Below are 10,923 nucleotides of genomic sequence, written 5' to 3' on the forward strand. Positions count from 1 at the left end.
GACCTGGTCTAGAGCAGTGTCGCGGTGCCGTCGGTGTTGACCTGTACCTTGCCGCCCGCGATGTCGTCGCGGACTGTGGCTTCGGCTTCCGAAGGCTCGCGGATGACCGCGAGAACACGCGCATCATCGGGCGTTCGCACCGCGAGGAACGCCTTTTCGGCCGTTCCGCCCCGGTTGAAAGGCGTCGTCCACGCTTCGACCGTGCCGACCCCCGTCCACTCCACGATCGCGGTGCGTGTGGGTTCGCGGTCCACGGCTGGTTGGACGTCTTCCCAACGGAATTCGTGCACAGGCGGCTCGGCGCTGTACACCCCGAAGCTGTGCTTGGTCAGATACCCGCCGTTGGCGGTGACCAGCCCCCGCTGGCCGGGGTTGGCCACCAACCGCTCGGCCATCGTGGCGATCGAGTGAGTGACGTAGTTGTTCCACGGGCCGCCTGCGAACGTCAGCCCGCCGGTGACGGTGAGCGGGCGGCGCGCATCGCCGACCGGCAGTCCCAGCTCATTGGCGGCCACCTGTACCGCGGATGGGAAACACGAGTAGACGTCGATCAGCTCGATGTCGTCCATGCCCACACCGGCCAGTTGCCGCACCCGCTCCCCCGCGATCCGGATGGCAGGAGACCGGTGGAACTCTGCTCGCTCCCCGATCGCGTACGTGTCGTGCGCATCGGTTCCGGCATACGGGAAAACCCACCGCTCCGAAGGGATCTGGAGATAGGTCGCCTTTTCGGCGGACGTCAGGACCAGCGCCGCACCCTGATCGACCATGTTGTTGGAGTTCATCAGCTTGGTATAAGGCCAGCTGATCATCCGATTACTCGGGGTTGGTTGCCAGATCTGATGCGGCGCCAACGGATTTCGGCTCCACGCATGCGGGTTGGCGACGGCTACCGCACTGAACTGGGACCACAGTTCGCCGATCCGCCGACGGTGCTCATCGGCTGATTCGCCCGCCGCGATCCGCAGTGCCTGCTCGAACATCGGATACACGTAGGCCGGCCGATCCAGGTGGATGCGGATCTCGGCCGGACCCGCCATCGGCACGCCGTCGTCCGCGCCCTCGGCGATCGGCACCGATTCGTCCTGGCTCGTCCAGTCAGGTTTGGCGCCGCTGGCACGCAATCTCGTTCGGGTCCGCCATGTTTCGGCTCCGGCGATCAGCACGACGTCGGCTCGGCCGGCTTGGATGTCCAGGCATGCCTGGTTGACCAGCGACTGCGGAACATTGCCGCCAACGCCGCTGTATCGCGTGGCGGCATCCTTGGCGCGGATGCGCTGCGCCAGCAGCAGGCCTGGATCACGGTAGCGCCAGGACAGCACGTTGACCACCCGGACGGAGTCGACGGCTTCCAGAACCCGCGGATCCGCCGCGGCCCTGGCGGCCGCGACCATGAGGTCGACGGGTTCCACACCGGGATGGTCGTCGTGCTGGTTCACCTGGCCGTAGCCGATGAGCACCGGCGTCCTGGGGTCGATGGGCATGTGTACTAGTTTGACGGGCCGACGTGGTAGATCGACTTGAGGGTCTGAGCTGCCGTCGAACCGGTGAACGCCACCTTGTCCACACCCGGACGCTGGATGCGAGACGCACCGGCTGTCTCGATCACCGGCTCGAGCGCCTCAGCCGCGCGGAAGTATCCGCCGATGAACAGTCGTGCCATCACGCCCCTCCTTGCTGGGTGAACAGGGCGCCCTCGGCGATCAGGTGCTCGATTTCGTCGGCGTCCATCGCGAGGACCTTCTGGCAGATCTCGCGCGTGTGCTCGCCGGGCATCGGCGCGGGCCGAAGCTCCGCGGGCGGGATGTGGGTATACGGGGCCGGCGACCTCTCGCTCGGTATCGGTGCGTCGAACAGCGGATGCACCATGTCGCTGAACAGCTTTCGGTGGCTGATCTGCGGATCGGTCAGCAGATCGACAGCCCGGTTCATCGGCGCGGCCGGCACGCCGGCGTTCTGCAGCAGCTGCGCGACCTCCGTCTTGTCGCGTGCGCGAGTCCACTCGGACACGTCGGTGCCACCAGTGACCGCGGCCAGGGCTGCGCGGTCATCGTCGGATCGCACTGAGATGACACACCATTCGTCGTCCCCGTCGCACGGATAAACTGTGTGCACGGCATCGCCGGCCACGGCCACGCCTGCATCGCGGGCGGCTTCAGCGACATATGCCGGCGCAAGCTGGTTGACTGCCGCCTCGGCCTGCGAGATATGCACGTGCGCACCAGAATCGGTGCGGTCGCGGCCGATGATCGCGGCCAGCGCGGCGATCGCAGTGATACGCGCCACCACGTGGTCGGGGAAGATCGTCGTCGCGTCATAGAAGGTGCCGGGCTCGGCATCGGCGGAGGTCCACAATCGGGTGACCCCGGTGGTCGCACGGACCAGCGGGCCGTAGCCCATCCGCGCGCTCCACGGACCGGTTGATCCGAACGCGCTACTCTCCGCGAGCACGATGCGCGGGTTCAGTTCCCGCATCCGATCGTACGAAAATCCCAGTGATGCAAGTGTTCCCGGCTTGAAGTTGGCGAACACCGCGTCGGCGTCAGCGATCAGCCGCGCGAACACGTCGGCACCTGCGGGATGTCTCACGTCGAGGCCGAGGCTGTATTCGTTGCGGTGCGTCAGCGCCCACGACCTGCTCATCGCCTGGCCGGGCGACGCCTGGCGCAGCCCGTCGGGATAAGTAGTGCTCTCGATCTTGATGACTTCAGCGCCCAGGTCGGCGAACAGCCGGCCCAGTTCCCCGCCGGCGACGATGACACCGAGATCGAGTATCCGCATGCCGTCGAACGGTCGGCTCCCCGACGACGTGCTGTCAGCCCTGTTTTCACGGGATGATGATGCGGCCCAGATCAATTCGTCCGCGCCCACCGCGGGTGCCGCATCGGCATACCCGGCATGGCGTCCGTCCACCACGAACGGGCCGACGGGTACCGGCACGCGCGCCCCGGGTGCAATCTCGGCGTCGGTGAGCGCTCCGACCGCGCAAAAATGGTCGCTGGCCAACGCCTCTGCGGGGGTGAGCACGGCCGCGATCGGGACCCCTCGCCGTTGCCCCGCCGCCACCAAGTCTCCCCTCGTCTGCGGCGCGAACAGGTCCGCGATCGCGGCGTTGAGCTCCCGCGACGCCGCATAACGCGCCGCGATCGTCTCGAACTTCGGGTCGCCGAATTGCTCGGGTTCACCGAGCCACGCCCGCATTCCATGCCACTGGCGCGCCGACAACAAACAGATCCGGACGTAGCCGTCCTTGCACGGAAATATCGGGTAGATCTGCTGGTTTCGTGGCCTGCCGCGCCACAGATGACCGGACCGCTTCAATCCGACCGCCGCCTGGCCCTCAGAGCCGAACGGCGGATCGAGCGACTGCACGACCGCCTCGAACCGCGCGAAGTCGATGTAATCGCCTGTGCCATAACGTAACCGACGATAATGGGCGGCCAGCGCAGCCCAGGCGGCCTGCACCGAGGCCGTCGCGGACGCCACACCGTCGGGTGGAAGCACCGGCGTTCCCGACGTCGGCCCGGTCCGCGACAACGCCGTCGACAACGCGTAGAGCACCGCGTCCGTGGCGTGCCACGACGCGTATGGACCGGACGTACCGAAGTCGGTGACCGAGAGGGCCACAAGACGGCCGAACCGTTCCGAAAGCGCCGAGCACGACATCCCAAACGTCGACAAATTGCCGCTGTCCACCACGATGTCGGCCGTGCCCGCCAATTCGGTCAGCCGGTCGCGGTCCGCGGCGCTGGCAGGGTCGAGCACCGCACAGCGCTTGTTGGCGTTGTGCAACGCGAACGGAATGCTGACGCCGGCCACGGTCGGCCGGGCGCTTCGCGCGGCGCTGCCGCCGGGCGGCTCGATCTTGAGCACGTCGGCACCGAGATCGGCGAACAGCCTGCTCACGCCGTCGGATCCGGCGCCGCCAGTGTCGAGCACCCGCAGCGGCTCGAGTAGTCCACCGCTCATCGGGCCAGCAGCCGTTCCACCCACAAGAGGTAGCCGTCGAGCCCGGTCGCCGCGTACATCAGGTCGACGAATGCGTCGGGATAGCCGTTGTCTGACAACACCGATAGCACCTCTGCGACCTGTTCGACGGCTGTGCCGCCGGCGACGTTGACGCGGACATAAGTGTGGATCGTCGACGGATCCCGCCCAGCGGCGCGGGCGGCATCATCAATGGCCTGCCGCTGCCAGTTCAGCAGGTCTGTGTGGCCGCTGCCCGGGACCTGAATGCCGGCCATCCAGCCGTCGGCGCGCTCACCGACGCGCTTGAGCCCGGCCGGCGTGAAGGCACCGAGATAGATCGGAGGGCGCGGCTGCTGTACTGGTTTGAGGTTCACCCAGGACTCGGAGATGGACCAGCGCTCCCCCTTGTGCGCGATGGGGTTGGCCGTCCACAGCGCGTCCATGGCATCCAGCAGCTCGTCCAGTTGCGCGCCGCGCCGGCGAAACGGTGCCCCCGCGGCCTGGTACTCCTCGGGCGACCAGCCGATGCCGAATCCGGGCAGCAGCCGGCCGCCGCTGATCACGTCGATGCTGGTGAGCTGGCGCGCCAACAGCGCGGGCGGATACCACGGCGCGACGAACACGCTGCTGCCCAGCCGCACCTTCGTGGTCACGGTCGCGGCGACCGTCAGCGCCACGAACGGATCCAGGCAGGTGCGAAACTCCTCGGGGATCGTCTCCTTGCCGACGTAACCCACGGTCGGGTGCACGGCCGCGAGCAGCCGGTCGCCCACCCACAGGCTGTCGGCGCCGAGCTGTTCGGCGGCCGCTGCGAAGCGGGCCACGTCCTCGTGGGCGGACTGACCGTACTGCGGCAACGCGAATCCCAGCACGACCGTCACGCTAGTGCTTAAGCCTTGACTATTCGGGTACATGGGCCTCACGCGTTGTTCACCCGTCGAGACCATGATGAGCCACATGACCAGCCCGGTAAACGAAGCAACACTCTCCCCGACGTTGTCCGATCAAGAACTGTCGCTCATCGACGCGTACTGGCGCGCGGCGAACTACCTCTCGGTCGGCCAGATCTATCTGTTGGACAACCCGCTACTGCGTGAGCCGCTGGCACCCGAGCACATCAAACCGCGGCTGCTCGGGCACTGGGGCACCACGCCGGGCCTCAACCTGATCTACGCCCACCTCAACCGCATCATCTGCGACCGCGACGTCAGCGTCATCTACATCACCGGCCCCGGTCACGGCGGACCGGGTCTGGTGGCCAACGCCTACCTCGAGGGCACCTACACCGAGGTGTATTCGGGCATCGACGAGGACTTCGAAGGCTTGCGAAAGTTGTTCCGGCAGTTCTCCTTTCCCGGCGGTGTGCCCAGCCACGTCGCCGCTGAGACGCCAGGGTCGATCCACGAGGGCGGAGAACTCGGCTACGCGTTGGTGCACGCCTACGGCGCGGCCTTCGACAACCCCGATCTGGTGGTCGCATGCGTCGTCGGCGACGGCGAGGCCGAAACCGGCCCGCTGGCGGCGAGCTGGCATTCCAATAAATTCCTCGACCCGGTAACCGACGGCGCCGTGCTGCCGATCCTGCATCTCAACGGGTACAAGATCGCCAATCCGACGGTGCTGGCCCGCATTCCGCAAGAGGAACTCGAGTCGCTGTTCTACGGCTACGGCTACCGGCCGATCACCGTCGCCGGCGACGACCCGGCCAACGTGCATCAGCAACTGGCCACCGCGTTGGACGAGGCCTTCGACCAGATCGCTGCAATCCAGCGTGCGGCGCGGCTCGACGGCGAGAACGGCCGGCCGCTGTGGCCCATGATCATCATGCGCACCCCGAAGGGCTGGACCGGGCCCAAGGAGGTGGACGGCAAGAAGGTCGAGGGCACGTGGCGCGCACATCAGGTTCCGCTGTCAGAGACCCACACCAACCCGGAGCATATGGCGCAGCTGGAGACGTGGCTGCGCAGCTACCGGCCCGAGGAGCTGTTCGACCAGGACGGCGCGTTGCGGTCGGAGCTGCGGGCGCTGGCGCCCAGCGGACAACGCAGGATGAGCGCCAATCCGCACGCCAACGGCGGCCTTCTGCTGCGGGATCTGGACTTACCGGAGTTCGCCGATTACGCCGTGGCCGTGGATAAACCGGCGGCGGCCACTGCCGAAGCCACCAAGGTGCTCGGCACGTTCCTGCGGGATGTGATCATCCGCAATCCCGACCGTTTCCGCCTGATGGGACCCGACGAGACCGCGTCCAACCGGCTCTCGGCGGTGTTCGAGTCCACAAACAAGGCGTGGCTCGGCGAGATCGAGCCCGACGACGAGAACCTCGCTCCCGAAGGTCGGGTGATGGAGGTCTTGAGCGAACACCTGTGCCAGGGCTGGCTCGAGGGCTACCTCCTCACCGGCAGGCACGGGTTGTTCAACTGCTACGAGGCGTTCGTGCACATCGTCGACTCGATGCTCAACCAGCACGCCAAGTGGCTGACCCGCAACCGGGAGCTGCCGTGGCGACGCCCGATCGCGTCGCTGAATTATCTTCTGACATCCCATGTCTGGCGTCAGGACCACAACGGCGCATCGCATCAGGATCCTGGCTTCATCGACCACGTCGCCAACAAGCGGGCAGAAGTGGTGCGGGTCTACTTGCCGCCGGACGCGAACACGCTGCTATCGGTCGCCGATCACTGCCTGCGCAGCCGCGACTACGTCAACGTGATCGTCGCGGGTAAGCAACCAGCGCTGACCTATCTGGACATGGATGACGCGATCGCCCACTGCACCCGCGGGCTGGGTATCTGGGACTGGGCCAGCAATGCCGGCGGAGGGCAGGAGCGAAGCGACCCGGGAAGGCATTTGGGGGAACCCGACGTCGTGCTGGCCTGCGCGGGCGATGTCCCGACGTTGGAGACACTGGCCGCCGCCGACATCCTGCGGCGGGAGCTGCCCGATCTGGCGGTGCGCGTCATCAACGTCGTGGACATCATGCGGCTGCAGCCCGACACCGAACATCCGCACGGGTTGTCCGACCATGAGTTCGACGCCCTGTTCACCACCGACAAGCCGGTCATCTTCGCGTATCACGGCTATCCCTGGCTGATCCACCGGCTGACCTACCGCCGGACCAACCACGCACAGCTACACGTGCGCGGGTTCAAGGAGCGCGGCACCACGACCACCCCGTTCGACATGGTGATGCTCAACGACCTCGACCGGTTCCACCTCGTGCTCGACGTCATCGACCGGGTTGAAGGGCTGGCCAACAGGGCGGCGCTGCTGCGGCAGCGAATGCTGGACGCCCGGCTGGCCGCACGCCGCTACACACGCGAGCACGGCGAGGACGACCCCGAAATTTCGGGATGGACCTGGGACGCTGACTTCCGCTCGGACTCGTTATCTCAGGACACGCTCAGCGTAGACGGCTGAAATCGCCGGTAAACTGGCCTGCAATGTCTGAGCAAGCGGCCGCCCCGCACCCCGTGGTGGGCCAGCTCGCCGCCTTGCACCACTTCCGCACGTATGTCGATATCGCGGTGGTTGTGGTGGTGCTGGCGATCACCAACCTGATCGCGCATTTCACGACGCCGTGGGCCAGTATTGCGACAGTGCCTGCGGCAGCGGTCTTGCTGCTCATCCTGGTGCGCACGCGCGGACTGGGCTGGGCCGAGCTTGGTTTGAGCCGCGAGCACTGGAAGTCCGGCGCGGGTTACGCCCTGGCCGCCGTCGGTGTGGTGGTATCGGTGATCGCGATCGGCGCGCTGCTGCCCTGGACCCGGCCGATGTTCATGAACAACAACTACGCGACGGTCTCGGGCGCGCTGATCGCGTCGATGATCATCATCCCGCTACAGACGGTGATTCCGGAGGAACTCGCCTTCCGGGGCGTGCTGCACGGCGCGCTGAATCGCGCGTGGGGGTTTCGCGGCGTGGCAGCCGGGGGTTCGCTGCTGTTCGGGCTCTGGCACATCGCCACGTCATTGGGTCTGACCAGCAGCAACGTCGGCTTCACCCGCCTGTTCGGCGGCGGGATTCTTGGCACCGTCGCCGGCGTGGTACTCGCCGTGGCGGCGACGGCGGTCGCGGGCTTCGTGTTCACCTGGCTGCGTCGCCGCAGCGGAAGCCTGATCGCACCGATTGCGCTGCATTGGTCGCTGAACGGGCTTGGCGCGCTGGCCGCCGCCCTGGTCTGGCACCTGTCGACCTAACCAGTCGTCAGCGCGACGCTTTTCGTCGTGCGCGAAACTCCCGGTTTTTCAGCTTGTTCCCGCACGCCGCCATCTCGCACCAGGTGCCGCCGTGGTTTCGGGAACGATCGTAGAAAGCCCATTGGCATTCGTCGTTCGCGCACGCCTTGAGCCTGGTCCAGCTGCCGTCACGCTGCGCGTCGCGAATGATCAGCAACAGCTGGACCAGTCGATCGCGTAGCGCGTCGCCCTGTGCTGCCAGGTGCACCTCGCCGTTGTCTCCTAGGTCGGCACGTGCGGTGGCGCGGTCCGAGACCGTTTGCAACGCGGCCAGCGCCGCTTTATTCGGTGGCGGGCCGCCTGCGTTGTGTACCAACATCGCACGTAGCGCCTCGCGCACGCCTACGACCAGGTCAAGATCGGCTTCCGTCAGCTGGGCCCGCGGCGCCAGCAGGTTGTTGTCGACCAGCCACGGCCGGGCGTCGGAGGGATGGGCGAGCCGGTCGGCTCCGTCCGGCCGTTCGACGGTGTTGACCAGCGCCTGGACCAACAGCAAGGGCTCCGGCGCCGGCTTCGGCTCGTCGTCGCCGCCGGGCCAGCGAGTGGGCCCGGGAGTCATACTGCAAGCCTACGCCGTCATGACCAGTATATCAATTTGACTGGTCATGCATGACCGGTATAACATGTTTGATAGTCACGATGGTTTCAACGGCGATCCAGCGGCAAGAGGTAGATGACGATGACCAACAACGAAATTTCGCGCGATGTCCTTTCCGCTGCACACGACGCCATACGCAGCGACTCCACGGTCCGTGCGTCGCTGGCTGCGCGGTTCATCGCGTGGTTGCGCGCCGGCAAGTTCGACGATCTGCTTGCCGTCGGCGTTCCGGCCCCCGCCGGCAGTGCACTGGCGGTCCATCAAGCACGGCTGACGTCGGCCACCGAGCGCGAGGCAGTCGCGCGGACACTGCGGCAGGCGGTGCATGAGGCCCACGCGGACGGCGCCCTGCTATCGCCGCGAATTCCGGTGCATCCCAACAACATTGCTGCGGCCGAGGAGCTGATCGACAGGATCACGCTGCAGCTGCACTCCCCCCGGCCGGTGGGCGCGCGGGGAATGGCGCGGCTGCGCCGGGTTCTTTCCGACGGCTGCGGACCTCTCTACCGGTACGGCCGCGGCGATTTGACCGGCCGGCTCGGCGCCGCGCTCGCCGAGCTCTAGACCAAGAGTACGGCCGCACCGGCGATGCGGCCCGCGCTCAGATCGGTCAGCGCCTCGTCGGCTCGATCGAGCGGATACTCGGGAGTGGTCACCTCGAGGTGATGCTGGCCCGCGAAGGCCAGAAACTCGCGAGCGTCGTCGCGGGTGTTCGATGTCACCGAGCGCACCTGGCGTTCCTGGAACAGATGGCGTTGATAGTTCAGCGCGGGGATGTCACTGAGATGGATGCCCGCGATCGCCAACGTGCCGCCACGGTCAAGCGCCTCCAGCGCGGGCAACACGAGATCGCCGACCGGTGCGAACAAGATCGCGGCGTCAAGAGCGACGGGTGGACGGTCTGTGGCGCCTTGTGCGGACGCCGCGCCCAACGACAATGCGAGCTCTCGCGCCTGCTCACCGCGAGTCATGACGTGGACCTCTGCACCCTGCGCCAGGGCCACCTGAGCAGTCAGATGTGCACTTCCACCGAAGCCGTAGATGCCCAGACGGCCGCCGGCGGGCAGCTCGGCGCGCAGCAACGACCGGTATCCGATGATGCCCGCACACAGTAGCGGGGCGAGCTCACTGTCGGAATAGCCGGACGGCAGGCGATGCGCGAAAGTGGCGGGCACGGTGGCGAATTCGGCGTAGCCGCCGTCGGCGTCCCATCCCGTATAACGGGATTGCGGGCAGAGATTCTCCTGGCCGCGGACACAGAACTTGCACTGCCCGCAGGTGTGCCGAAGCCACGCGATACCGACGCGATCGCCGACGGCGAAGTCCGCGTCGCCATCGGACCCGGTCGCGACCACCTCGGCGACGACCTCGTGGCCGGGGATCACGTCGGGCCGGTGCACCGGCAGGTCGCCTTCTGCGACATGGAGATCCGTCCGGCATACACCGCAGGCCTGCACCGCGACCAGAAGCTCACCGGGCCCGGGCTGCGGCACGTCGACGGTGACGCGGTCCAGCGGCTTGGTGTCCATCGGGCCCGGCCGGCGGACCCGCCATGCACTCATTGTTCGGGCGGCCATCTCCCCATCGTGGCAGCCCGCCGAGAGTTACGCGGCCGCTATGACTTTCGCTGCACCATCCCGACGACCCACAGCAGGATCACCGAGCCGAGGATCGCGGTGAACAAAGTGAACCACCATCCGCCTTCCGCGGTGTCGAACCAGAAGCTGAGAAGGAAGCCACCGATCAACGCGCCGATGATCCCGATGACGATGTTCATCAGAATGCCGGCCCCTCGGCCCTGGACGATCTTTCCGGCGATCCAGCCGGCGATCGCACCGATGATGATGTAGCCGATCCAGCCGACGCTGGTCAGCGTGGTGGAGCGAGCGAGAACTTCGGTGGCCGCAATCACGTCCATCAGATCTCCTGCCTGTCGCCAGCCGAGCCCGACGCGGCCGCTGGACACCCTTGTTATACCGGACGAGAGTAACCACTGGGTTGCCCTAAATGGTCATGATCGTCAATATTTCCGCAGGTCAGTGCGCCTGCGTGGTCGCAGCAGCCACCAGACCGCCGTAACCCGTCCGCCCGCACCGCGTTTGACCATCTGCCGCCTTG

10 protein-coding genes are annotated in these 10,923 nt (G+C 66.8%); 3 read left to right on the plus strand and 7 right to left on the minus strand.

What is annotated here, in order from left to right; genetic code table 11:
- Positions 1–8: 8 nt before the first annotated feature.
- The 4 genes from VJV41_RS12780 to VJV41_RS12795 are packed head-to-tail and all read right to left on the minus strand — an operon-like array spanning position 9 to position 4,850.
- A complete protein-coding gene (locus VJV41_RS12780; protein ID WP_325334209.1) occupies positions 9–1,484 on the minus strand; it encodes an acetyl-CoA acetyltransferase in 1,476 nt (491 codons plus the stop codon).
- 5 nt (positions 1,485–1,489) lie between these two features.
- Positions 1,490–1,663: a hypothetical protein gene (locus tag VJV41_RS12785; protein WP_325334211.1), complete on the minus strand. Its 174-nt coding sequence runs from the start codon at positions 1,661–1,663 to the stop codon at positions 1,490–1,492.
- Complete coding sequence (locus VJV41_RS12790; protein ID WP_325334213.1) at positions 1,663–3,969, minus strand: CoA transferase; 2,307 nt, start codon at positions 3,967–3,969, stop codon at positions 1,663–1,665. Before VJV41_RS12790 ends, VJV41_RS12785 begins: the two co-directional genes overlap by 1 nt.
- Positions 3,966–4,850 carry a TIGR03619 family F420-dependent LLM class oxidoreductase gene (locus VJV41_RS12795; protein WP_325334215.1) on the minus strand — a complete coding sequence of 295 codons (885 nt, stop codon included), beginning with the start codon at positions 4,848–4,850 and terminating at the stop codon, positions 3,966–3,968. The genes VJV41_RS12790 and VJV41_RS12795 overlap by 4 nt, the downstream gene beginning before the upstream one ends.
- A gap of 67 nt (positions 4,851–4,917) precedes the next feature.
- Between VJV41_RS12795 and VJV41_RS12800 the strand changes: the two genes are divergently transcribed.
- Both VJV41_RS12800 and VJV41_RS12805 read left to right on the plus strand, forming a co-directional pair.
- Positions 4,918–7,389: a phosphoketolase family protein gene (locus tag VJV41_RS12800; protein WP_325334227.1), complete on the plus strand. Its 2,472-nt coding sequence runs from the start codon at positions 4,918–4,920 to the stop codon at positions 7,387–7,389.
- 23 nt (positions 7,390–7,412) lie between these two features.
- Positions 7,413–8,168 carry a CPBP family intramembrane glutamic endopeptidase gene (locus VJV41_RS12805; RefSeq protein ID WP_325334217.1) on the plus strand — a complete coding sequence of 252 codons (756 nt, stop codon included), beginning with the start codon at positions 7,413–7,415 and terminating at the stop codon, positions 8,166–8,168.
- Between the two features lie 7 nt (positions 8,169–8,175).
- Here VJV41_RS12805 and VJV41_RS12810 read toward each other — a convergent pair whose 3' ends face one another.
- A complete protein-coding gene (locus VJV41_RS12810) occupies positions 8,176–8,766 on the minus strand; it encodes a CGNR zinc finger domain-containing protein (protein ID WP_325334219.1) in 591 nt (196 codons plus the stop codon).
- 120 nt (positions 8,767–8,886) lie between these two features.
- Here VJV41_RS12810 and VJV41_RS12815 point away from each other — a divergent pair, with 120 nt between their 5' ends.
- Complete coding sequence (locus tag VJV41_RS12815) at positions 8,887–9,369, plus strand: hypothetical protein (RefSeq protein WP_325334221.1); 483 nt, start codon at positions 8,887–8,889, stop codon at positions 9,367–9,369.
- Here VJV41_RS12815 and VJV41_RS12820 read toward each other — a convergent pair.
- Positions 9,366–10,382 carry a zinc-binding alcohol dehydrogenase family protein gene (locus tag VJV41_RS12820; protein WP_325334223.1) on the minus strand — a complete coding sequence of 339 codons (1,017 nt, stop codon included), beginning with the start codon at positions 10,380–10,382 and terminating at the stop codon, positions 9,366–9,368. The two genes, VJV41_RS12815 and VJV41_RS12820, sit on opposite strands and share 4 nt — an antisense overlap.
- A 38-nt stretch (positions 10,383–10,420) precedes the next feature.
- Entirely contained in the window at positions 10,421–10,723 is a 303-nt protein-coding gene (locus tag VJV41_RS12825; protein ID WP_325334225.1) for a GlsB/YeaQ/YmgE family stress response membrane protein, read from the minus strand.
- Positions 10,724–10,923: the final 200 nt, after the last annotated feature.

Source organism: Mycobacterium sp., assembly GCF_035274705.1.
In the GTDB taxonomy this organism is placed as follows: domain Bacteria; phylum Actinomycetota; class Actinomycetes; order Mycobacteriales; family Mycobacteriaceae; genus Mycobacterium.

Bases quoted from the DNA above. Each gene is read 5' to 3' on its own strand.
- VJV41_RS12780 (WP_325334209.1), bottom strand. From the start codon at position 1,484: ATGCCCATCGACCCCAGGACGCCGGTGCTCATCGGCTACGGCCAGGTG.
- VJV41_RS12785 (WP_325334211.1), bottom strand. From the start codon at position 1,663: ATGGCACGACTGTTCATCGGCGGATACTTCCGCGCGGCTGAGGCGCTC.
- VJV41_RS12790 (WP_325334213.1), bottom strand. From the start codon at position 3,969: ATGAGCGGTGGACTACTCGAGCCGCTGCGGGTGCTCGACACTGGCGGC.
- VJV41_RS12800 (WP_325334227.1), top strand. From the start codon at position 4,918: ATGAGCCACATGACCAGCCCGGTAAACGAAGCAACACTCTCCCCGACG.
- VJV41_RS12805 (WP_325334217.1), top strand. From the start codon at position 7,413: ATGTCTGAGCAAGCGGCCGCCCCGCACCCCGTGGTGGGCCAGCTCGCC.
- VJV41_RS12810 (WP_325334219.1), bottom strand. From the start codon at position 8,766: ATGACTCCCGGGCCCACTCGCTGGCCCGGCGGCGACGACGAGCCGAAG.
- VJV41_RS12815 (WP_325334221.1), top strand. From the start codon at position 8,887: ATGACCAACAACGAAATTTCGCGCGATGTCCTTTCCGCTGCACACGAC.
- VJV41_RS12820 (WP_325334223.1), bottom strand. From the start codon at position 10,382: ATGGCCGCCCGAACAATGAGTGCATGGCGGGTCCGCCGGCCGGGCCCG.
- VJV41_RS12825 (WP_325334225.1), bottom strand. From the start codon at position 10,723: ATGGACGTGATTGCGGCCACCGAAGTTCTCGCTCGCTCCACCACGCTG.